This window comes from Paenibacillus kribbensis (assembly GCF_001705305.1).
Classification (GTDB): Bacteria; Bacillota; Bacilli; order Paenibacillales; family Paenibacillaceae; genus Paenibacillus; species Paenibacillus kribbensis_B.
In genome coordinates this window covers 22,643-45,252 of record NZ_MCBP01000017.1, presented here as the reverse complement: position 1 = coordinate 45,252, position 22,610 = coordinate 22,643, and the positions used below count along the sequence as shown (strand labels likewise).

21 protein-coding genes are annotated in these 22,610 nt (G+C 40.2%); 17 read left to right on the top strand and 4 right to left on the bottom strand.

The genetic code is table 11. The features are described from left to right. Positions 1-81 precede the first annotated feature (81 nt). On the top strand, positions 82-282 hold the full coding sequence (locus BAZ21_RS23745; protein ID WP_068505374.1) for a hypothetical protein: 201 nt from the start codon (positions 82-84) through the stop codon (positions 280-282). Positions 283-651: 369 nt separating this feature from the next. Here BAZ21_RS23745 and BAZ21_RS23740 read toward each other — a convergent pair whose 3' ends face one another. Further along, a complete protein-coding gene (locus tag BAZ21_RS23740) occupies positions 652-1,917 on the bottom strand; it encodes an IS110 family transposase (RefSeq protein WP_068505373.1) in 1,266 nt (421 codons plus the stop codon). A gap of 215 nt (positions 1,918-2,132) precedes the next feature. On the opposite strand from BAZ21_RS23740, the gene BAZ21_RS23735 reads away from it, so the two are divergent. The 9 genes from BAZ21_RS23735 to BAZ21_RS23695 all read left to right on the top strand — a co-directional run bounded on the left by BAZ21_RS23735 (position 2,133) and on the right by BAZ21_RS23695 (position 9,462). Then, a complete protein-coding gene (locus BAZ21_RS23735; protein WP_068505372.1) occupies positions 2,133-3,440 on the top strand; it encodes a phage portal protein in 1,308 nt (435 codons plus the stop codon). A 584-nt stretch (positions 3,441-4,024) separates the two neighbouring features. Further along, positions 4,025-4,642 (top strand): DUF4355 domain-containing protein, encoded by a 618-nt coding sequence (locus BAZ21_RS23725; RefSeq protein WP_068505370.1) that lies wholly within the window; start codon positions 4,025-4,027, stop codon positions 4,640-4,642. 29 nt (positions 4,643-4,671) lie between these two features. Further along, the gene (locus BAZ21_RS23720; RefSeq protein ID WP_068505369.1) at positions 4,672-5,502 is read left to right on the top strand and encodes a P22 phage major capsid protein family protein; all 831 of its coding nucleotides are present in this window, start codon (positions 4,672-4,674) and stop codon (positions 5,500-5,502) included. A gap of 98 nt (positions 5,503-5,600) precedes the next feature. Next, entirely contained in the window at positions 5,601-5,819 is a 219-nt protein-coding gene (locus tag BAZ21_RS23715; RefSeq protein WP_068505368.1) for a hypothetical protein, read from the top strand. After that, entirely contained in the window at positions 5,812-6,123 is a 312-nt protein-coding gene (locus tag BAZ21_RS23710) for a phage head-tail connector protein (protein WP_068505367.1), read from the top strand. Before BAZ21_RS23715 ends, BAZ21_RS23710 begins: the two co-directional genes overlap by 8 nt. Then, the gene (locus BAZ21_RS23705) at positions 6,123-6,413 is read left to right on the top strand and encodes a hypothetical protein (RefSeq protein WP_068505366.1); all 291 of its coding nucleotides are present in this window, start codon (positions 6,123-6,125) and stop codon (positions 6,411-6,413) included. Before BAZ21_RS23710 ends, BAZ21_RS23705 begins: the two co-directional genes overlap by 1 nt. Further along, entirely contained in the window at positions 6,410-7,561 is a 1,152-nt protein-coding gene (locus BAZ21_RS23700) for an Ig-like domain-containing protein (RefSeq protein WP_068505365.1), read from the top strand. Before BAZ21_RS23705 ends, BAZ21_RS23700 begins: the two co-directional genes overlap by 4 nt. Before the next feature lie 62 nt (positions 7,562-7,623). Next, the gene (locus tag BAZ21_RS30155) at positions 7,624-7,749 is read left to right on the top strand and encodes an SHOCT domain-containing protein (protein WP_268794278.1); all 126 of its coding nucleotides are present in this window, start codon (positions 7,624-7,626) and stop codon (positions 7,747-7,749) included. Positions 7,750-7,839: 90 nt separating this feature from the next. After that, complete coding sequence (locus BAZ21_RS23695) at positions 7,840-9,462, top strand: recombinase family protein (protein WP_068505364.1); 1,623 nt, start codon at positions 7,840-7,842, stop codon at positions 9,460-9,462. Positions 9,463-9,490: 28 nt separating this feature from the next. On the opposite strand, the gene BAZ21_RS23690 is transcribed toward BAZ21_RS23695, so the two are convergent. The 3 genes from BAZ21_RS23690 to BAZ21_RS23680 form a co-directional block, all read right to left on the bottom strand. Beyond that, the gene (locus BAZ21_RS23690; RefSeq protein ID WP_068505363.1) at positions 9,491-9,778 is read right to left on the bottom strand and encodes a hypothetical protein; all 288 of its coding nucleotides are present in this window, start codon (positions 9,776-9,778) and stop codon (positions 9,491-9,493) included. 201 nt (positions 9,779-9,979) lie between these two features. Continuing rightward, positions 9,980-10,312 carry an Imm8 family immunity protein gene (locus BAZ21_RS23685; RefSeq protein ID WP_068505362.1) on the bottom strand — a complete coding sequence of 111 codons (333 nt, stop codon included), beginning with the start codon at positions 10,310-10,312 and terminating at the stop codon, positions 9,980-9,982. 12 nt (positions 10,313-10,324) lie between these two features. Next, the gene (locus BAZ21_RS23680; protein WP_141695023.1) at positions 10,325-13,168 is read right to left on the bottom strand and encodes a contractile injection system protein, VgrG/Pvc8 family; all 2,844 of its coding nucleotides are present in this window, start codon (positions 13,166-13,168) and stop codon (positions 10,325-10,327) included. A 794-nt stretch (positions 13,169-13,962) separates the two neighbouring features. On the opposite strand from BAZ21_RS23680, the gene hsdR reads away from it, so the two are divergent. The 7 genes from hsdR (at position 13,963) to BAZ21_RS30340 (ending at position 22,453) form a co-directional block, all read left to right on the top strand. After that, entirely contained in the window at positions 13,963-16,332 is a 2,370-nt protein-coding gene (hsdR, locus tag BAZ21_RS23675; protein WP_068505361.1) for an EcoAI/FtnUII family type I restriction enzme subunit R, read from the top strand. 24 nt (positions 16,333-16,356) lie between these two features. Continuing rightward, a complete protein-coding gene (locus BAZ21_RS23670; protein ID WP_068505360.1) occupies positions 16,357-17,784 on the top strand; it encodes a type I restriction-modification system subunit M in 1,428 nt (475 codons plus the stop codon). Position 17,785: 1 nt separating this feature from the next. Next, positions 17,786-19,474 carry a restriction endonuclease subunit S gene (locus BAZ21_RS23665; protein ID WP_068505359.1) on the top strand — a complete coding sequence of 563 codons (1,689 nt, stop codon included), beginning with the start codon at positions 17,786-17,788 and terminating at the stop codon, positions 19,472-19,474. Then, a complete protein-coding gene (locus BAZ21_RS23660; protein WP_068505358.1) occupies positions 19,471-20,241 on the top strand; it encodes an ImmA/IrrE family metallo-endopeptidase in 771 nt (256 codons plus the stop codon). Before BAZ21_RS23665 ends, BAZ21_RS23660 begins: the two co-directional genes overlap by 4 nt. Before the next feature lie 140 nt (positions 20,242-20,381). Beyond that, the gene (locus tag BAZ21_RS23655) at positions 20,382-21,101 is read left to right on the top strand and encodes a hypothetical protein (protein ID WP_068505357.1); all 720 of its coding nucleotides are present in this window, start codon (positions 20,382-20,384) and stop codon (positions 21,099-21,101) included. A 229-nt stretch (positions 21,102-21,330) separates the two neighbouring features. Next, positions 21,331-22,197: a hypothetical protein gene (locus BAZ21_RS29970; protein ID WP_256022421.1), complete on the top strand. Its 867-nt coding sequence runs from the start codon at positions 21,331-21,333 to the stop codon at positions 22,195-22,197. Continuing rightward, positions 22,124-22,453 (top strand): RNA dependent RNA polymerase, encoded by a 330-nt coding sequence (locus BAZ21_RS30340; protein WP_373441576.1) that lies wholly within the window; start codon positions 22,124-22,126, stop codon positions 22,451-22,453. Before BAZ21_RS29970 ends, BAZ21_RS30340 begins: the two co-directional genes overlap by 74 nt. Positions 22,454-22,610: the final 157 nt, after the last annotated feature.

The following is a 22,610-nucleotide window of genomic DNA, read 5'->3' as shown; positions in this document are numbered from 1 at the left end:
GTTTGGTAGTATTAAGCAGATGGGAAACGATAGCTACGACATTTCTGCAACCTGCCGAACCGAGTTAAGGAGTTGCTTATATTGTTAGAAATTGAGAAGGTAAAAGAGAGACTTAGCCAATTAGACGAGCCTGAAGCAAGAAGCCTACTGCTGATCATATACGCAAGGCTCGATACTACTATAAATGGAACTGGTGGAGATGAAGTCTTTAAGGAAACCGCGATGGATTTATTTGATATTTTCAAAAGGTTACCCAGCAAGCAATTACCGAAAAGTGATTAAGCTCCCTCAATATGATTTAGTTTTCTCACTCAGGCTCATGAATTCGCAGGATTTCACCTTTAGCTAAGTGTCAGATAAGAAGGAAACAGAGGAGCTAGTAGCTTGGAACAATTGAAAGGGCATGTAGAAATAAAGGTGAGGGTATATCACCTAATTTGTTCCATATCCTGCACGTCTCCATGTCGCCCCTAGCGATTTTCACTCCCATGTCTCAACGGGTCAAGCCCTTTCATTCCTTCGTCACATCTAACTAAGGGGTGGAGGTCGGTTATTCTAACGGAACGGGTCCGAGCCCTTTTGTTTAATGCCTCCCGATACTCCGTGCTTCTTGTCCATCCTGCGAATGCATCAGCTGGTGAAATAACGCGCCTAAGCGGCTTGCGGAAATACTTTAACTGAACTGTAAGCTTCGCTGCTCTTGGCCAGGCTAATAAGCATTCGGGCCACCTTACCACATAATTTCATAATAGATTTCATTTTTTTGAGCTTTTTCACGTCGACATTGTGGTGGTGCAGGGCCCTAATATCCGGATTGGTCATAACCATACACATCGTCATGAGGTAAAGGAAACGCCGGAGACGAGGGCGGCCTCGCTTGCTTAGGACCATTTTCCCACGCCATTTCCCGGAGCTGGCCTCAGCCAGGTTTAGACCTGCATGGCGAAGCAAGGCATTTCCGTGGGCATAACCACTTAGATCACCGGCTTCCCCTAACACACCAGCCAAGCTCGTAGCATTTACCCCTCGAATGGAAAGCATCTTCTTGGCATAAGGAATACGCTCAAGAACGAGCTGGAGTTCACTCTCAATTTGCTCAAGCTGGCGCTTTGCCAAGTCGTATTCTTCGAGCAATTGACCTAAGTGCAGCTTGTAGGCGTGCAAAGCCTGCTTAGCGCCAACGCTGCGTTTAGCGAGCGAGATAAGCAGTTCGGCACGCTGTAAGCCCGCATGACGTTTCACATACTGCTTCCAGCCAGCAATGACTTGTTCCGTCGTTAACCGGCTAATTTCCTCCGGGAGAGGAAATAGCCTTAACGTGGCAATGGCACTGGTGCAGGTAAGGATTTTAAAGACATGACGAAGTTCTGGAAACACAATATCTACCCAGCGGTGAATTTGATTAACGGCGCTGTTAAGCCGTTTGGCCACCGTGTCGCGATTAGCCATGAGAATCCGAAGTTCCTCGTAGACTTCCGGATTAAAGCGTACAGGGGAATAGTATCCGTTTTTGACCATATCCGCGATGACAAGTGCATCTTTACGGTCACTTTTGGATGGGGTATTATCTCGGTTTTCCTTGTTCTTTTTGACAAGATGAGGATTTACGAGAACAGCCTCAATTCCTTTGGCTGAAAGCCAACGAGCCAGACTTAGCCAGTAGTGGCCGGTTGGTTCCATACCGACGATGATTTTGTTCAGCTTGTACAACTTAAGCAGATCTTGAGTCCAGCGGCAGAACAACTGAAAACCCTCGTCATGGCTGCCAAACTCGAGTGGAGATCCGAGAGCAACTCCCCGGTAGCTAACCGCACGAGCTACGTGAGCCTCCTGGGCAATATCTACGCCTACAACTAGATGTAATGAGGAAATGTTTTCAATGAGTTGATTTTGCTTGTCCTGGGCTTTAAACTTCATAGTAGAGCGACCTCCTGGATGGGCTTTTTGAGGCTATGACCTCGTGCGCAACCCCATCGTACCGAGGCGCTCGTTTTTATGCAAAGAGCAAATTATTCGTTTTACAGGAATTCTAACGGGAAACGTTAATTCAACAAGGAACTACCTTATTAAAGGTGGTTCTTTTATTTATTTAAGCAACAATTACATAGCCCATTTTGAAAGGAAGTATTTATTTGCAAATAACCGAACAAATCATTATAGAATGTCTAAACGAACTCCAATTGGCTGCAATGGTCAAACAGAAATATGCAGATTACTACAATGGTCAGCATGCTATTCTCAAGAACTATGCGATGCAGGAAAGTCGAAGCAATCAAAAGCTCATTTTTAATTTCCCTCGTAAGTTTGTGGATAACGAAGTGGGTTATCTGCTCGGTAAGCCAGTAAACTATGTGTCCAAGTCAGATCAGGATGAAGCCATACATAATATAGATGTACATATGAGTCATTGGGATAAAGAGCATAATCTACAGCTTCGGAAACAATCTGAAATCTTTGGTGAGAGCTTTGAGTTGAACTATATTGATTCGGATGGCCAGTTTTCAGCTACGGTATTATCTCCATTGAATGCGTATGTGTTGGAAGATGGAACAGCAGAACGAAATGTATTACTAGGCTTACATAAATTTACCCGTCGATTCGATAAGCAAGTATATTTGGACGTGTATTCCGACCATGAAATTCTACACTATACAATCGGCAACGATAATAAACCTAATCAGAGTAAGCAGAACCAAGCGCCTGAATTGAACTATCTAGGCAAGCATAATCACATCTTTGGAAGAGTCCCGCTTATCTCCTGTTCAGCCAATACGGAGAGAAAAAGTGGTTTCCATGATGTGATTTCTTTGTTTGATGCCTATAACGCATTGAATTCTGATTTGGTCAATGAAATCGCAGATCATCGCAATGCCTATCTTGTGATTGAGAATGCCAAGTTGGAAGCTGACGATTTATTGAATATGAAGAAGATGGGCATTATTCAAGTTCCGGCTGGAGGAAAGGTAAGCTGGCTTACGAAGGAGATTAACGATTCTTTTGTGAAAAATGAGTTGAATAACATTGAACGCAAAATTTTCGACATGATGGATCAGGTTAATTTTAATGAAAACTGGGCTAGTAATACGTCTTCCCTAGCGCTGCGAAATAAGCTGCTGAATTTGGAGAATCGAGTGGCAATGCGTGAAGCCTTAATGGAAAAGGCAATCAAGCAGCGGTTACGAAATTTCTTCACGTTCCTGCACATTAAAGAAGGCGTTCAATATGATTACCGTGATATCGCCGTGAAGTTTACTCGTAACTTGCCAACAGATTTGGTTGGGATGGCTGATGTGATTGTTAAATTGCAGCAAGTGGTCTCACAGGAAACATTGCTGACGTTGCTTCCATTCGTGGAGAATCCGAAGCTGGAATTCAATAAATTTCATGGGGAGCAGCAACGATTAATTGCTACGGATAAGGAGGCATCAAATGCAGAATAAAAATAGCATCAAGCGGTTGGTTAAAAATAATTGTGCATGCTATCTCGGAGCGAAACACGGTATCTCAAACTACTGCTGTTTACAGGATAGTCCATGTGTATTTTTCGCTCAAGATGATGGTCTACCCCGTTGTACCTATTTTGAAAATGGAGTGTTGCCAATGGATGAGAAGCTGGATCAAGAGTATAAGTCTGAACGTAATGTAGAGACTGAGCCTAAGACAGCGAAGCCGAGGGTGAACTGTACACGTTGTGGAGGAACATTTTCGGCAAATTCGAATCGGCAGAAATGTTGTGAGAAGTGTAGAGGTAAGGTGAGAAAAGAAAATATTAGGATACGTGTTCGGAAGTTCAGACAAAAAGACGGCTCGGTGTAACGCTTTAGAGGTGGAAAAATCCCTATAAGCAAAGGGTTAAAAATAGGCAAAAGTGGGGTGTTGGTATGTTTGTACCTTTTCCTAGTTTTTGTGATTTCTAAAGCGTTACATTGCTGTCCTGAGCATGACATTAAACGGCTTAATTCAATACATACATAAGCGTGTTCGGTTCTGTGAGTCGAATGGGCAATAAAGGAGAGTAACGAAAATGAATTTACAACAAGTGAAGCAGTTGATTGAGGAAAACCAAACCAATGAGGAATGGCAAACATATCTTCAGGGTTTGAATCCGTATAGCGTAGAAGGGATGGAGCAATTTATTCAATCTAATCAGCAAGCAAAAAGTTGGTTCGATAGCACGGTGGACAAACGATCCGCTAAATCGCTGGAAACATGGAAGGCTAATCATCTGGAAAGTGCAGTGGATGTTGAGATCAAGAAGCGATTCCCGGCTAAGGATGAAAAAGAAATTGAAGTCGAGAAGCTACGAGCCGAAGTGGAAAATATGAAGCTAGAGAAGCAGCGTGAACGGTTAACCAGCCAAGCGATTAAAATTGCATCCGAAAAGAAACTTCCACTCCCGTTAGTGGATTTTTTTATTGGTGCAGATGAAGAAGCGACGACAGCGAATTTGGCTATGTTGGAACAATCGCTGCAAATGGCTATCCAACAGCAGGTCGAACAACGGCTCAAAGGGGATGGGTATACACCTCCTGCGAATTCAACAGGTAGCACATTTACATTGGATGCGATTAAAGGAATGTCCCCCAACGAGATTAATCAGCATTGGGATCAAGTCAAACAAGCATTACAAAACAAACAATAATCAATAGAAAAGGACAGGGTGATTAGAATATGACAGTACAACATTTTATTCCTACGATTTGGAGCGCACGTTTAAATGAAAGTTTGAAGAAAAATTTGGTGTACGGTAATGTGGTCAACACCGATTATGAAGGTGAGATTCAAGGTCAAGGCTCCACAGTAAAAATCAATTCGATTGGAGCGGTGACGATTGGAAATTATGACAAGGTAGCTGGAATCGCGAATCCGCAGGAACTGGATGCTACGCAAAAGACGTTGGTGATTGATCAGGCCAAATATTTCAACTTCCAAGTCGATGATGTAGATGCTGCTCAAGCGAATGTCAACTTATTAGATGGTGGGATCGTGGAAGCTTCCTATGGACTAGCCAATGTGGTGGATCAGTATCTTGCTGGATTTTACACAGAGGTAAAAGCTGAGAATACGATGGGTAACGATGCAACGCCGATAATTCCCACGAAAGATACAGCCTATGATTTGCTGATTGATTTAGGCGTACTATTGGATGAGAACAATGTGCCTGAAAGCGAGCGTTTTGTGGTAGTTCCTGCATGGTACTATGGCTTGCTTTTGAAGGATGCTCGTTTTACCAAAGATTCGAATATTATCCGCACGGGTTATGTCGGAGATATTGATGGCATGACCGTTTATAAATCAAACAATGTGCCGAACACAGCAGGAGCCAAGTATAAAATTATTGCAGGTCATAAGAGTACGATTTCGTTTGCCGGACAAGTGGATTCGGTGGAGGCGTTCAGACCAGAGAAACAATTTTCAGATGCGGTGAAAGGTCTACAGGTATTCGGTGCTAAATGTATCAAGCCGGAAGCTCTCGCTGTACTCACAGCCAATAAGTCTTAATTGAAAATGGGATCATATGAAAACACATTATAATAGAAGAAACACGTTCGGGGTATCCGTTTTGGATGCCCTATTTTTATTTTTTGGAGGGTGATAGGATGTGGTTTTTGAATCAGGAAACAGGCTGTACATGGGAAGTAACGGATCAGGAGTTAATGCTGAGGTTACAGGCCAGTGGGCATTATGAGCAAGTGGAGGAACCTCAACAAGATGAGACTAAGCAAAAAGCAACCCAAACGAAAGCTCAAACTGTCAAGAATATGAAGCGTACCGAGAAGGCACAGGTAAAGGAGGAACAGGAGCCAGCACATGAGTGATTCATTGATTTTACTTAAACGGTTATTAGGCATGGAACCAACAGACATATCTAAGGATGATATCCTGCCCCACTATTTGAATAAAGCGAGAAGTAACATTTATGGCTATTGTAATGTGGCGACACTGCCTGTGGAATACAATGATGTCATTGTCGATTATGCGGTGTATCTATATAAAAATAGGGATTCGGTTGGCCTAACAAATAAACAGGAGGGAGAACGCTCAGCTAGCTATGAAACAGGCATTCCGGCAAGTATTCGACTTGCTCTTCCTCTACCTAAAATCAAGGTCGGGACAGATTAATGTTCTATGATACGAAGCTGGAAATTTTAGATGTTACTCATTTCAAACCTGTTCTGTCAGTGATGGCAGATGTACAACCTTATCGCAAAAGCTTTTCATTTGAAGATGGTTACATACTAGAGACAACATATCGAGCTTTCTGTCCACTGGAATCCTTATTGCTGTCGAACTGCTATATTCGAATTAGCGAAGATATTTTTATTGTTTTGGACATGAAGGAATGGAGTGATTACGTGGAGTTGTACCTTTATCGCTGCAAGCCGGATTTTACATTGGAGGTGGAGGAGTGACACGGAGCTTAGAACTCATGCTGGATTTCTTTCTGCGAGAGAAAGGCGAGCTTGTACACATAAACGGTGTAAGACAGCTTGCTTTGATTCGGGATGCGTCAGATCATATTCAAAACACTGATGAAAAGATAATCCGTGCAGCAACACCTTTACGTACAGGAGATATTGTAGACTATCGCTATGAACGTTATTTAATTACCAGTCAGGTGGATCGAAATGAACAGTCTTGTCGAGGCAGAATGAAAAAGTGTAATCAACGGCTGGCTTTGAACTGGAACGGGCAGGTAGAATGGTTTGATGCTGTGGTAGCAGCTAGAACATTTTCAACGGAAACAGGTAAGGTTATCTCCATGCCAGAGGGCAACATCTTGGTTACCGTACAAGACAATGCAGATACAAGTGGCATTACATTAGATCAACGATTCTATATCACCCATCAGCCGTTTAAAATAGTTGGAATGGATCGCATCCTAAATGGAATCATTCAGTTAAGCTGCACATTAGATAGTATAAATACTGCTTATGACGACGTGGAACATAACATTGCAGACAGATGGAAGTACGAGACTGCTCATACATACGCATTACATATTCATCAGGGAACGATAGCTCATGTGCTGCTCAACGAAACAATACCGTTGAATGTGACTGCTACGGATAATGGGAATGAGATAGCGAATCCGGCGATTACCTATATATCCAGTGATTTGAATGTGGTTAGTGTAGATCAGCATGGACAGGTTATGGGCATCGCTTTGGGACAAGCAAGCATCACCGCGAAATTAACGTATCACCCAACAGTACGAAGTACGATTGAATTGAGAGTCGTCGAAACAGGAAAGCATATCTATTCGATAGCCATTACTGGTAATCCTATGCTCAAAACAGGCCAAAGCGCCTCATACGTCAGTCATATCTATGATCATGGAGTGGAAGTGTTTGACCAGTCGGTGGAGTGGAGCCTACGAAATCAAGATGATTCGACTCCTACTAAGGGAAGCATAACAGCCAGCACAGGAAATAGTGTGACGGTGAAAGCCGGAAGCAGTAGTCGAGTGAACAACAAAGTCCTTGTGTTGACTGCCACCTTAGTAAGCGATCCTAGTATTACCATAGAAAAGTACATTAGCCTTAAGAATTTATTCTAAGCTTTATATCTATCGGCTTGCCTTTGTGGTGAGCCATTTTTATTTCAAAGGAGCACATACATATGCAACGAAAATCTATTGATTATCTACTTAGTCTAAGCTTGTTGAAGCAATTGAGATCACAAAATGTAATTACAGAAGAAGAATTCATAGCGATTGATGAGCTTAATAAAAAGTCTTTCAAGTAGCTATAACATGGGCAGAAATGGACTTGATGATGTGCCGCAAGCATTATACCATGTGACCGTATAAAGAAGATATCGAAGGGAGAAACACTTATGGCCCAAGCCGCAACCGCAAAAAAAGTTGTCATCGTTCCCATTAAAACGATGGACATCGTAGAAGGAATTCAATCTATTCAAAAGAAGAAAGTCGCTGCCTATTGCCGAGTCAGCACAGATTCCGAGGAGCAAAAGGAGAGCTATACGAATCAAGTGAATTACTATACCCAATACATTCAAAACAACTTGGAATGGGAAATGGCTGATATTTATGCCGATGAAGGGATCACCGGAACCAGTACCAAAAATAGAACGCACTTTAACCGCATGATACAGGATGCCCGAAACGGTAAACTGGATCTGATTCTGGTTAAGTCGATTTCGAGATTTGCTAGGAATACACTCGATTTATTGAAATATGTACGGGAACTCAAAAGTCTTGGAGTGGCTGTATTCTTTGAACGAGAGAACATTAATACGCTGGATACAACAGGTGAAGTATTGCTGACCATTCTGAGTTCTCTTGCCCAAGACGAGAGCCGAAACATTTCTGAAAATAGTCGATGGGGCATATTACGAGGCTTTCAAAACGGCAAAGTCTTCTGCAACACCACTCGCTTTCTCGGCTATGATAAGGATGAGCATGGTGAATTGGTCATTAACGAGCCAGAAGCAGAGATTGTACGGCGCATATACGAGGAGTATTTGGATGGGAAAAGCTATCAGGCGATAGCCAGAGGTTTGATGCGAGACCAAATTAAAACAGTCACGGGTGGCGATACTTGGTGGGATTCCTCCATTACCTTAATTCTGACCAATGAGAAATATTACGGAGCTTTGCTTCAGCAAAAGACGGTAACGGTAGATTTTCTAACCCACAAACGAATAAGGAATAAAGGACAGGAGCAGCAATATTTAATTGAGGACAACCATGAACCGATTGTCTCGAAGGAAATATTTGAAGCGGTGCAAAAGGAGAAGGAACGGAGAGCCAAGCTGAAAGGGAGCGTGATGGGAGAGAGTAAAAGATACTCCAGTAAATATGCACTCAGTAGCAAAGTATATTGTGGATGCTGCGGAGCTATTTTCAAACGCCGAACCTGGAACAGCAATAATCCATCTAAAAAAGTGGTATGGCAATGCAAAACGTATGTAAATGAAGGGAAAGTAGCCTGTGATGCCAAATCGGTTGATGAACAAGTTTTACATTCCGCGTTTGTGCGATTGTTCAACCGGATGTATGAGAACAAGGAAAGATTGATTAAAACGCTGAAAGCCAATATTGAATCGGCACTTTCCAGCAGAGTAGAGCAAAAATCGTTATTAGACATTGAAGGAAAGATGCAACAATTGAAATCCGACTTGAAGGAATTAGTAAATCTCAAGCTACGGAATCAGATTGACGAGAGCGTATATGATGAAGAAACGAACAGACTTTCCAGTGAACTAAACGAGCTACGGCAACAGATGCGAATATTAGAGGAGGAAGAGGATCAGCAAGCGAAAATTAAGGAACGAGTCGATGACATTATTCAACTTTTAAACTCGCGGCAAGATATACTGGAACAATTTGATGATAACCTATTCAATGCGTTGGTGGAGAAGATAACCATTCTCTCACCAGCGCATTTTGTTTTTACCTTGAAAAGTGGAATGAGCATAGACGAAATACTGGACTAAAAAATCATAGACTAAAGTGATCAATAGGCTAACGAGTAAATGTCGACTGTATGACGGGAAGGATCAATCGAATCCCGTCTTTTACTCCTTCCATATAGATGGACTGTTTGTGCTGACTTAGCTGATAGCCTATGGCTTCTTCCCAATCGGACAACAGGCGTTGAGTATCCTCGTTTTGGTTAATTTTGAATTGATCCATTTTGGTGAATAGATTTTTCTCCTCTGATGAACATGAAGTCTGTTGTTCGCTGGCTAGTTCTAACTCATAAAAACGTTGGCGTAATGCTTCGATAAACCAATCTGGCCAATTTGACATAGCACATTTTCCCTCCCGTGGTTGAAGTGTGTGTATGTTAACTCTGATGGGGAGGGATGGCAAGTCATTGTTTTGTAAAAAGGCCCATCCCCACTCATGAGTCAAGTAGGAATGAGCTTTGAAAGTTGATTAAGTGTTGGTTTGGTGGTTTTATTGTACGCCCCCGCTGTTGGGCTTGTAAACTCCGTTTACAGACTCTAGCTACTCGTCCATCTCCCAACGAAAGTATTTAGAAAGATTATGATTTGCCTTATTAATATCATCATCTGAACACTTATTAATAATATGCCTTAATGTTTCTTCAAGTTTTTTTTCATTAAAGTCACCTGTTATAATATGCCCACGTCCTATAATGATATCACCTTGACCTACCATCCTTTCTAACCTTCTAGGACTAATTAATTCAAACGAAAATAAGTCTGATGCTCCATTTATCTCCTTTGGGCCAATATCTACATGATAAGTGATATAAAAATCGTCTATATCATCGCCCCAATCCTCAAATATCTTTGTTAGAGCCTTTATTACAAGCATTTAAATGCCCTCCTAATCTAAAATATCGATATGGACATTTCTAATTTGCTTTGGTGCCCAAGTCTTATTATAGTCATTATAGTTACGTTCTGTCCTAATCATGATATTTTCTTGAAAATTTGCTCTTATCATATTTTCTCCTGGCTTAAATTGAATTCTAAAAGCCCTCATTCCATCTGCACTTGAAAAACCAATAATTTCACCTGTTGTTTTATCAAGAATATCTTTGGCACCCTTGCCTACCCATGCTTTACCAGCACTCATTGCTTCTGTACGAGTAGAACTACCTAGAGTTGATAATCCTTTTGGTGACTGTTTAACTCCAAGAAGCATTTGAGAATTAGTCAAGTTATCTACGTATCCAGAATGCCACCATTTAGGTTTACCCGTCCCCTCAGTTTTGAATGGTTCGCTCGGTTTAGAAGGTGTAGTTTCCCCTGTTACTGGTTTTGTAATATTTCCCTCTGGAACTTTAATCGGCTCAGAAGGTATTTTTGTCCCATTTAATTTAACACCAATTGAAGCTCCAACGCCTGGAAAACTATTAACTACACTGCCTACAACAATAGTTATAGCTTGTGCCTCTGTTATTTTTTTTCCGGTTATAGAATCATAACCTTGTTGAGCTGCTTTCATGTGTTTTATGTTAAAATCCTCATGAACAGGTTCTTGTTCTATTTTGATTTCTCCACTTTGGACAGCTTTCTTATAGGCCGTGGTAGCATTGCTTGATTCCCGAGTAATATAACCATCTTGGGTAAAATACCAGTCAAGCCCTATCGTCATTCTATCATATTTACTATAGTCATAGGCTGCTTTAGGCTTTCCCTTTTCCTTAGAGATATCGTATTTTTCTTTATCGGTAGGAATTTGTTGCTGGGCATGAGCCCTGGCATTTGACTCTTTCAGTAGGTTTTGAACTAGTTCCAGTGGGCCACCGGAATGCGCTATATGACGCGCACTTGTATATGCTTTTCCTAAAATCCACTTGCTATAATAGGCTTGTCTCGCTTGCTCATGCTCATATTGACTAATCAGTCCCTCAAGGGCTAAACCAGCCAAGTATTTCAACGGATGAACTTCGCTTCCCTTGCTACTACCTCCAACAGTAGGCGTTCCTTTGCTCCGAATGGGGATCGATGCAGTTGCTTGCAAAACAGTTGCCGCTACTTTACCTGCGGGTCCACCAACCGTATTTAGCATCACACTAGCCACTTTTCCCATCACCGGAATGGAGCCTAATAGCTTGGACACTGTACCCATCAAGGCATTCGCCTGTTTAAGCTCTGCGGGACTGGTGATTTTTGCTTTAGGGGTAGAGGCTTGGCTGCTAGATGAATCCTTAGCTGCTGATTGAGCTGCTTCATAGGCTTTGATGCTCATGAGTGGCGGCTCAGGCACAGGTGGGAGGTCAGCCACGAAAACAGGTGCCTTCACTGTACCTTCCTGATAAATCACCGGAGCTTTGGTATCCGTCTCACCATCGAGCACCATGCTGCTGGCTCCACCTTTGAGATACAGCGCCGTTCCAGCTTCAAGCGACAGTTCCTTACCTGCATCAAGCTTCACATGACCACCCTGAATCTGTACATCCCCCGGACTGTTGATGGTGATGCCCGTATCCTCGTGCAGTGTAATAGAAAATCCATCCGAGGTGGACAGGGTCAATTCTTGCTCAGACATTTCTACGCCGCTACCTTGCACATGTTGCCAAACCTTCACATTCGGCTGTCCATTTGTGTGGTGTTGTTGTCGGAGCGAATCCGTCACATAGGCATCCTGTTCGCGGTGTGTAGGCAGATACAGTTCTACTTGTTCCCCGATCTCAGGCATATCGTACCAACCGCTATGTTCTTCGGCTACATATCGAGTCGCCACGGGAAACCAGCAGGCTTTGGCAGGATCTTGCTTCGGGTCGATGTCCAGTTGAAGCTGCACAAAATCCTGCTGTACCTTCAGCACCGTTCCTGTCAGCGAAATCCCGGTGGCCTGATCGTTTTCATAACGGGCATAGCGAATATCCTGTTCCGCTTGAAGATCATAACGGGTACGCAGTAAGCCATCCTCTAACCGTGTCACTGCCCGAACGACGACCAACTCTTTGCCTTGTCCAATGGGTAACGTGATAAGGTCGCCCAGTGCATAGTATTGCAAGCTTTCGATCATATAGGTGACATAAGAGCCAGCACGTTGTTCTCCCGGCTTTTCTGCATCCAGCTCATGAAACGTTTTTCGTACCCTGTAAAACACATCCCGTTCCACTTTGTGCTGTTTGCCTTCCGGCATCCCGAAGAAAACCTTGGGCGAGGCTGCGGTGATCTCTGGCACAAGTACGGAGCCAAAGCGAGAGGCGAGACGCTTTAAAAACGCCCAATCGGTCTCATCATATTGTAAAACAAATGTCTCCAATTTGGCATAGTTGGTTACGGTATCAATGGCATCTCCGTACTGATATTTTCGAACCAGTGCAGTGACCAGATCATCATAAGTACGGTGAATATCTTGATAGGAACGTTTTTTACTCTTAATATCCATCTGGTATGAGTGGGAAGCGGCCTCCAGCTCAAACGTATACACGCCTCGCACACAATTTACGGACATTTGTATAACAACCCCATGGAACAGCCTTCTCAGCGATTGTCCCTGATCATCCAACTGACGAATCACAATCGGCTCCTGCTCCATATTTTGACCGATACAGGCTGCTCCCTGTTCTTCGGAGAGCACACCGCTGATATGTAAATAGGCATGATCATTGATGGCACGTGTTATTTGAAGTTTTTCGATGTGCTGTGGCTGAAAGGGACCATAAAAGCGTAGGCTTTCATATCCGATTGCTTCTGACAGTACGCTCAAGGGAGTTCATGTCTCCTTTCTAGACGTGTTTCAAAGTAAAGTACGTCATCTTGAATTTGCTTCAGATTATAGAAGTCACAGATGGGATAACTGTGAGTCAAGATAGATATTTATCACAGGGTTTGTTGGGTGTAAAAGGTTTAGAGGTGATATTTAATAAACAACCCAGCATATGTATTTATCGGTTAAAAGAGAGTTTTAGTTTACAGAATGGCCCATTGGAAGCGGTATTTACAATGTATATTTTTGGAAGGGAGAGGTGTGGGAGGAGTCTACTTGCAACTGTGAATCTCTGAAAAGGTCAGGTCATGATGCCGTTTTAATTTCAGTTGGTGGTACATAGAAAACAATAGTGCAAATATAGCTCATGAGATCGATAGAATTAAGAGGAAGAGAGGGTCTTTCTGAAACTAAGGTTGTTGCGAGGAGAAGGTTTTTTATTATAATAAGCTAAAAATATAATAAAAGGAAATATATCCCTTTTACTGTCTCGACACATGTGGAGTGCGTGGTAGTCATATATCGAGAGACTGTGTTTCCAACTAAACAGTAAAGATGAATTATTGAACCTCCTTTTATATGGAGGTTTTTTGTTAAGCAAGATAATACTATTCTTTAATTAAACTGATATATACTAGGAATTTTTGATCATTACACTTAATAAAGGACTGATATCGGTAGTTTGATGTATACTAGTGGAAGAATCTGTCGAATAGAGAGATTTCCAGTTTGAACTGTGGAATAAGTCTGAAGGACTACTTTCAAGGAACTTGTCAATGAGGGAGGGCTTATCAATGAACAAAAAGGACATGTCAGAACGCGATATATGCTCCAAATATATAACACCAGCGCTTATCCAATCAGGGTGGGATTTACAAAAGCAAATACGTGAGGAAGTTACTTTTACAGATGGTAGAGTAATCGTTCGGAAAAAGATGGTTTCACGTGGAGATAGAAAACGAGCGGATTATATCCTTTATTATAAAATGAATATTCCGATAGCTATTATTGAAGCGAAAGACAATAAACATTCGCTCGGATCAGGTATGCAGCAAGGCCTGAATTATGGAGAAATATTAGACATCCCTTTTGTCTATTCTTCCAATGGTGATGGCTTCTTAGAGCATGATCGAACTGTACAGTCAGGGGCTGTTGAGCGTGAACTTTCACTAAGCCAATTCCCTTCACCAGAAGACCTATGGAATCGATATAAGCAATTTAAAGGTATTGACAAAAAAGCTGAAGAAACAATCACACAGGATTATTATTTTGCTCAGGGTTCCAAGAGCCCTCGGTATTACCAACGAATTGCTATTAACAGAACGGTTGAAGCTATTAGCCAAGGACAAGATCGAATTTTACTTGTCATGGCAACGGGGACTGGTAAAACATATACTGCCTTTCAAATCATTTATCGTCTTTGGAAGTCTAAAAAGAAGAAGCGGATTCTATTCTTAGCAGATCGTAATATTCTTGTTGATCAAACAATGGCGAATGATTTTGCTCCTTTTGGAGATAAAATGATTAAAATTAAAAATCGGAAAATTGATAAAGCTCATGAGGTTTATTTGGCCCTATATCAAGGAATTACAGGCACTGAGGACTTTCAAGATGTATATAAAGAATTCTCACCTGACTTTTTTGATCTCATTGTGATTGATGAGTGTCATCGAGGGAGTGCGAAGGAAGACTCTTCTTGGAGAGAGATACTGAGCTATTTTAGTAGTGCGACTCAAATTGGTTTAACTGCTACTCCAAAAGAATCGAAGGATGTTTCCAATCTAACATATTTTGGTGATCCTGTTTATACATATTCCTTGAATCAAGGAATAGAAGATGGATTTCTTGCTCCATACAAGGTAGTAAGGGTTACACTCGATAAAGATGTTGAAGGTTATCGTCCTACTAAAGGACAGAAGGATAAATACGGTTATGAGATTGAAGACCGAGAATATAACATTAAGGACTTTGACAGAAAGCTTATTCTTGAAAAAAGAGCGAATACTGTTGCCAAGATGGTTTCTGATTATATGAAGAATAATAATTCACGTATGGCAAAAGCGATATTCTTCTGTGTTGATATTGATCATGCCGAACGGATGAGGCAAGCGCTAGTTAATGAAAACTCTGATATGGTTGCTAAAAACGCAAAATATGTCATGCGTATCACAGGGGACAGCGAAGAAGGAAAATCAGAACTAGACAATTTCATCGATCCTAACTCACCTTATCCTGTATTAGTAACCACAAGTAAATTGATGAGTACAGGCGTGGATGCACAAACGTGCCAATTGATTATTCTTGATTCTAATATTGGCAGCATGATCGAATTCAAGCAGATCATAGGCCGTGGTACGAGAATTAGAGAAGATCATGGGAAATTGTATTTTACTATTATCGACTTTAGAAATGTAACGAAGTTATTTGCTGATAAGGAGTTCGATGGTGATCCCGTTGTGATCATGACGCCGACAGGAGATATATCTCCTGAAGATGATGAACCAGTTATGAATGGTGAGGACAATGAATCATCAGGTGAAGATTTTACTGGTGGTGAATACGGGAATCCACCTAGTGGTGATGGCGTAGAAATTAACGAGCGGCCAGCTAAATATTACGTCCACAATGTGGAAGTCAAAGTATTGAATCATCGGGTTTACTACTACGACAAAGATGGTAAACTGATAAACGAATCGTTGATTGACTACACGAAGAAAAACGTGAAGAATGAATATCACTCGCTCAATGATTTTCTGCAAAAATGGAACAATGTGGACAAGAAAGATGCGATATTGAAAGAGTTAGACTCGCAAGGTATTTTACTTGATGAGTTGCAGGATGAAGTAGGAAAAGACTTAGACCCATTTGATCTAATCTGTCATGTGGCATTTGATATGCCTCCATTGACTCGCCAAGAACGGGCAAATAATGTGAAGAAACGGAACTATTTTGCTAAGTATAGCGAAAGCGCAAGAGTAGTTTTAGAGGCACTGTTGGATAAATATGCGGATGAAGGTTTGGCTAATTTAGAAAATTTGGAAGTGTTAAAGATTCCTGAATTCCAAGCTTATGGTTCACCCATTGAGATTGTTAAGATATTTGGTGGGAAAAGTGGCTACTTAACAGTGATCAAAGAATTGCAAAAAGAAATTTATACAGCATAGGTAACCTCAGAAGGAGAATGATTCATGTCAGTTTCATCAGTTATTAAATCAGTTCAAGATACGATGCGCAAAGATGCAGGTGTCGATGGCGATGCACAGCGTATTTCTCAATTAGTATGGATGGTATTCCTAAGGGTATTTGATGCGAAGGAAGAAGAATGGGAGTTAATGAGAGATGATTATATTCAGGTTGTTCCCGAAGGATTACGTTGGCGCGATTGGGCAGCTAATGACGAAGGTATTACTGGTGATGAGTTGCTTGATTTTGTTAATAATAAGCTATTTAAAGAGCTGAAAGAAATGGTTCTTGATGAATATAGCGATCCGAAGGCTTTTATCGTGAAAGCTGTATTTGAAGATTCTTATAACTATATGAAGTCAGGTACATTGATGCGTCAAGTGATCAACAAGTTAAATGAGATTGACTTTTCCGCGCAGGAAGATCGTCATACATTCAATGATATCTATGAAAGTATTCTTAAAGATCTTCAAAACGCAGGGAATGCAGGAGAATACTACACGCCACGTCCAGTAACACAATTTGTCGTTGATATGGTCAACCCAATTCTAGGTGAGAAAGTGTTAGATTTTGCTTGTGGAACAGGAGGATATTTAACTAGTACGATTGAGCACTTTAAAAATACAGGGCAGATCAAGAACGTTGATGACCACCAGGTGCTGCAGGAAACGATTATGGGAATTGAGAAGAAGCCTATGCCCCATATGCTTGCGATCACAAATCTGATCTTGCATGATATTGATACACCAAATATCAGGCATGACAATTCGTTAACTAGAAATGTTAGAGATTATAAACCGATAGAACAAGTAGATGTAATTGTTACAAATCCTCCTTTTGGAGGTATCGAAGAGGAAGGGATAGAAACGAACTTTCCTGAGAAGTTTAGGACAAAAGAGACAGCAGACTTATTCATGGTTTTGCTCATGTATTTATTGAAAGATGGCGGCCGTGCAGGGATTGTATTGCCTGATGGATTTCTTTTTGGCGAGGGTGTCAAAACGGCAATTAAGGAAAAACTGCTTGAAGAGTTTAATCTGCATACGATTGTAAGGTTGCCTAATGGTGTGTTTGCTCCATATACAGGAATTAATACGAATCTGTTGTTCTTTGAGAAAGGCAAGCCAACGGAGGATATCTGGTATTTCGAGCATCCCTATCCTGAAGGGGGTAAGAACTATTCGAAGACTAAGCCAATTAGGTATGAAGAGTTTGAACTAGAAAAGCAGTGGTGGGAAAATCGTGTTGAAAATGACTACTCATGGAAAATTAATATAGAAGATATCAAAAAGCGAAATTATAATTTAGATTTGAAAAATCCAAACAAAAAGAGTGAAGCTGTTTTATTAAGTCCTAGGGAAATAATTGATGAACTCAAATTAAAACTGAATGAAGTAAATAGTAATATATCAAAGATAGAAGGTTTGATGTGATATGGCAGATTTAACATCGGTTTACCCAAATCAAAACCTGAGAGACTTTATAGTACAGAACTGTGTCGATATTTTTCTTGAACTACTATCTCAAAATCCTGGATTATCTAAAGAATATGTTTTTTTAGATTTATTTGATCTTAATGGAGGAACACAACCACCCAAAAGTCAATTTATCTACGAACCTAGAGAAGGTTATTTGAGATTCTTACAGATAAGGGATTTTACTTCTGAGGATACTCCTACTTATATTCCGATTGATAGAAAGAATAAATTATGTAAACAAGAGGACATTCTTTTAGGAAGATATGGTGCGTCAGTTGGGAAAATTCTTACGGGGAAAACTGGTGCTTATAATGTTGCATGTGCGAAAATTCAAATTATAAAAAAGAATATTATATCTAGGGACTTCTTGTTCTACCTTTTACATTCAACATTAATTCAAAAACCATTAAGAGAAAATTCAAGAAGTGCACAAGGTGGATTTAATAAATCTGATCTTAGTAGAATTAACATTTTAATACCGAACAGAGAAATTACTGATAATGTTGTTGAAATATTTAAAACTTTAGATGAACATTTGATAGAAAATGTGTCACTTGAAAAGTTGAATATTTACAGAAAGGATAATATTTCCAATACTCTTATTTCGAAAATAATAGATAGGGTTTTCATGTTTAGAAAGATTGAAGACAATATTAACTTGCTAGATGATTGCAGTAATCTTTTATCTATTCTTCGGCAATCTATCTTCCAAGAAGCCGTTCAAGGTAAACTTGTACCACAAGACCCGAACGATGAACCTGCAAGTGTATTATTGGAGAAGATTAAGGCTGAGAAAGAGATATTGATTAAAGAAAAGAAAATCAAGAAATTTAAGCCATTGCCTGAGATTACGGAGGATGAGACTCCGTATGAGTTGCCGCAGGGTTGGGGATGGGTTCGATGGGGAGAGCTTATATTTGGTATTGATGCAGGTTGGAGCCCAAAGTGCCATGATTATTCTGCAACATACCCAGAATGGGGAGTACTAAAAATAAGTGCTGTAACTTGGGGGAGATTTAATCCAAACGAAAATAAGTATTTACCAGAAATGAAAAAAGAAAAGGAGAAACTTGAAGTGAAAGCAGGGGATTTTTTAATCTCAAGGGCAAATACTGCTGAATTAGTTGCAAGAAGTGTTATAGTGGAAGAAACACCAGAAAGATTATTGCTTAGTGACAAAATTTTAAGGCTGTTATTTTCAGATGAAGTTATTCCTGCCTATATAAATTTGGTTAACCTTAGCCCTAGTGCTCGGAAATATTACTCAGGTATTGCTACCGGAACAAGTGATTCAATGAAAAATGTTTCACAAGAGCAAATTAAAGGCTTACTTATCCCACTGCCTCCTCTAAACGAACAAAAACGGATTGTTGAAAAAGTAGACCAATTTATGACTCTATTTGACGAATTAGAGAAATCAGTTGAGCAATCGAGACAGGATAGTGAATTACTGATGCAATCCATACTACAGGGGGCATTTGGCGTAACCGGAACTAAAGATAATATTGTTAAGTTTCCTATAGTTAATTCTGATAGCCTAGAAGATTGGGAGATCGCAGCTCGTTCAGATGGGGAGATTGATTTTGAAACAAAAGCCAAAATTAAAAATAGAGTTACTGAGTTACTCGGCAAATCACAGCAATGATAGCCGCTGAAAAGGCTCAACAAGTATTTCGTGAATTCAATATTACAACTGTACCTGCTTTGAGAATTAATCAAATTTTTGAACATTATAATATTATCTATGATGAGATGGAATACGGTGATCCAAATTATATGGGGAGCTTGATTCGTGCTGAAGGAAAAATAATTATTCTTGTTAATACGGATATTAAGAATGTTGGACGAATTAATTTTACAAAGGCCCATGAACTCGGGCATTTTATGTTAAACCACAAAGGGCAACAATTTGAATGCTCGCGAACCGACATACAAGATTCATCTAGAAAACCACTTGAAATTGAAGCCAACCAATTCGCAAAAGAATATCTTCTTCCGGAACAAATGGTCAAGCTCATATCTATGTCTGCACCATTTGATTTTGATACGATCAAGTTAATCGGTAACGAATTTATGGTTTCCAAGCTTGTAGCCGTGTTTCGAATACTAGATTTTCATTTAGGGAATTATGCTGTAATTGGTTCTAAATTTGGTGTAATCACTCATCTTAAAATGTCAAAGAGTCTTGTTGGTAAGATTAATTTCTTGAAATTAGGTGCTTCTGTCCATAACAAATCATTTGCCAAAGAAAGTTTAACTTCAAATATCCAAATGAATGCATACACATATATTGATCCAAAAGCATGGATTGTTCAAAATCGTACAGGTTCACATATCTGTTTGAAAGAATATTCAAGAACGGACAGATCTTCTGGTAGTACTATGACTCTTCTTAAAGTAGATTTTTTGTAATTGGATATTCCCGAATGGCTCCTTAGAATGAGGAAATGGGTATGGGTGTTACGTTGTCCAAGGAAGAGATTGTTGTGTTGCGGGATTTGTTGAATGGGTTGGAGTTATAGATTGAATTTGTCTCAAGGAGTTGAGCTTTTTTGAACTTGGATCAAGTACTATATACCTTAAAAACAGAATTCCCGAACAAAGCTATTGACCTGTCTGAGAGCTTGGAGCTTATAAAAGAAGTACTTAATGATACAATGAACAGTATAAACCATAGGTCAAACGACGCTTTCACTAAAAGAGACTTTGCTGCTAGACGGCAGTATGACGATATGGCGGTATTTATTCATGATTATGAACAGCAGATTGATCAATTTGTGGCTACTCTTAGTGTAGAGGCAATTGATTTAGTCAATGAAGACGACGATACAGATGAAGAAACCGAAAAGAATAAAATCCCCAATTATGCTGATTACATGGTGGATTCTAACGTTGAACATACTCTCTATGAGAATTTTACGCATAAGCGACCGTTTGCTTTTCGAATTAATGAGAAACAATTAATAGAAGTGAAAACTTGGCAAGAAATGCTTAAAAAAACTGCTGAATTGTTGCTTGCAATAGATAGCGAAAAATTTCTTGCTTTTGAACATATGTCTGGTATGAATGGAAAGAAAAATAAGTACATCTCAACGAAGCAAGAAGGAATAAGGAAACCTCAGTTAATCCTTGATAAAGTGTATATAGAGACACATATGAGCGGAAACGGCATACGAAATATATTGCTGAAGATGCTGAAAGCATATGGGTTTAAGGCTACAGATTACAAAGTATATTTTCGCGCAGATTATACCGAATTGAATCAGGATTAATTTAATTGTATTTCCAAAACGGCCGAGGGTATATACCCTCGGTTTTTCTTGTTCTCCTTAAAGTCTTGTCCTCATATAAGCAATTCTATGAACTTAACTCTTGCAATACGAACGTATATTCCTTACACTATATACGAACATCAGTTTCCATTGATTACAGAAAACGAGAAGCATCAGAATGGAACGTTCACAACCATATCGTACAAACTACAAAACAGGAGGCCAAAATTTGTCCAGTATTCCAACAAGAAATCAATACCAAATCAAACTGTTCCACTTTAATGAGATCACTCATGTAGGCAATCAAATTTGTACACCACAATCCAGCACTCGTACCATCACCGTATCAAACAGCATCTATCTCGATCAACTCAGACGAGTCGTAACAGAACATGATCCTTTCACCGATGTTACCGAAGTGCTCTTCATGCTCAAGGCTGATCAAATTGACGAAGATGATCCATCCCAACTTGCCTTGTTTGAACGTATGCTGCTAGAGGGCATCTATTATAATGGAAGGAAATATGTCCGTTCGATCAAGTCACCTGCGATGGGACGTACTCAGAGGACAGAATTTATCCAGGAAAAGTATGCTGCTGATCTGTATCGACGCATTACACTGGGCAAAATACCACCACTCACCAACATCCATAAGTGGGAAGCAGCACTTGGTGTAAGTCGTTCAGCAGCACAGCGAGTGCCTTATATCCCTCGTATTGTCGTCATTCCCGATTATGAAAAAGATACGATCATTGAGGATGTATGGAAAGTGGAAAAGTGTGCTGAAGATTTGGAGCACCAGAAGTTGATATTCGATGAAAAGACGAAGCAACGTGAATATTTCAAAGCGAAGAAAGAATTGAGGCCATCCAAGGAACAATTACATAAGTTAGAACGTATACCGAATAAAACAATCCCGTGGAATGGTCGAACAAAGTCTGTTCCTGATCAATCAGAGTTCAAAACTTTTAATGTATGGCATAAACAAAATCGTCGTGTGAAGCTGGAAGAAATTCCTTTCCCTGCCCGTTCAGTTATTATACCCTTGCTATTCCATCGAGCAAACAGAAGAAATCCCAATCATCGCTATCAATGAAGAGTCCATTGGATTTAAGCGAGTAGAGTATTCACAGTATGAAAATAAGAATGTTCAGTTTTTCGATGGTCAAGGTTTAATGAGCTTCCAATTTGCTGAGCGTATTGGACAACATCTGAACCTATCCTATTCACCTAATGCAGTTCAGGGAAGACTTCCATATATCAAAGGTAACTTTATTCGATTCGATCTAATGAAATGGTTCAAGGAAAATAGCATCACAGAAATAAAAGATGTTTCGGTGAATCACAGCTGATTATTGACAAACTGGGTCGTCCTATTGATCTCATCCTCACCAAATCCTGCTTCAAAGCATGGCATCAATACAGTGAGGAACAAGTAAAGCCGAAGTGTCTGTTTGAAAATATAACGGAATATGAAGCATTACTTAAAGTACATAATCATAACCACTT